At 63.6% G+C, this 994-nt stretch carries 1 protein-coding gene; it reads right to left on the bottom strand.

Going from position 1 to position 994, the window contains the following annotated elements:
• Position 1: 1 nt before the first annotated feature.
• On the bottom strand, positions 2–994 hold a 993-nt coding region (gap, locus tag FJM74_RS22080), incomplete at its 5' end, for a type I glyceraldehyde-3-phosphate dehydrogenase (RefSeq protein ID WP_187264818.1).

Below are 994 nucleotides of genomic sequence, written 5' to 3'. Positions count from 1 at the left end.
ATTAACCGATGCGCACGATCAGGTCAGCGGCTCTCTGGGAGTAGCCGGCCTCGTTGTCGTACCAGCCCACCACCTTCACCAGCGTGCCGTTCACCGAGGTCATGGCCGAGTCGAAGATGCAGGAGTGCGTGTTGCCCACGATGTCGATGGAGACGATCGGGTCCTCGGTGTACTCCAGCACGCCCTTCATGCTGCCCTCGGCCGCCTTCTTCAGCGCCGCGTTGATCTCCTCCTTGCTCACTTCCTTCTTCAGGATGCAGGTCAGGTCGGTCAGCGAGCCGTCCGGAATAGGCACCCGCATGGCCACCCCGTCGAGCTTGCCCTTCAGGTGCGGCAGCACCAGGCCCACGGCCTTGGCAGCCCCCGTCGAGGTCGGCACGATGGAATAAGCCGCGGCACGGGCTCTTCTAAGGTCGCTGTGCGGGGCGTCCTGCAGGTTCTGGTCGGCCGTGTAGGCGTGGATGGTGGTGATGTAGCCCTTCTCGATGCCGAAGGCGTCGTCGAGCACCTTGGCCATCGGGGCCAGGCAGTTGGTGGTGCAGGAGGCGTTGGAGACGATCCTCTCCTCCCCTGTCAGCGTCTCCTCGTTCACGCCCAGCACCACGGTCGGGATGTCGCCCTTGGCCGGGGCCGAGATCACCACCTTGCGGGCGCCGGCCTCCAGGTGCCCGCCGGCGCCTTTCTCGTCCACGAAGCGGCCCGTCGACTCGAGCACCACGTCCACGCCCAGCTTGCCCCAGGGCAGGTTCCTGGGCTCGCGCTCGGCCGTGATCTGGATCTCCTGGCCATTGACGATAATGCCTGTCTCCGTGGCCTCCACGGTGCCCTTGAATCGGCCGTGCACCGAGTCGTACTTGAGCAGGTGGGCCAGCGTTTTTGTATTGGTAAGGTCGTTGATGGCTACAACGTCCACATTTTCTTTCTCGAGCAGGGCCTTGAAGGTCAGCCTGCCAATGCGGCCGAAGCCGTTGATCGCAACTTTAATCTTAGACAT

It is taken from the genome of Pontibacter beigongshangensis (genome assembly GCF_014332515.1).
In the GTDB taxonomy this organism is placed as follows: Bacteria; Bacteroidota; Bacteroidia; order Cytophagales; family Hymenobacteraceae; genus Pontibacter; species Pontibacter beigongshangensis.
The sequence above is the reverse complement of the archived record's forward strand: the minus strand, read 5'-3'. Positions and strand labels throughout refer to the sequence as shown.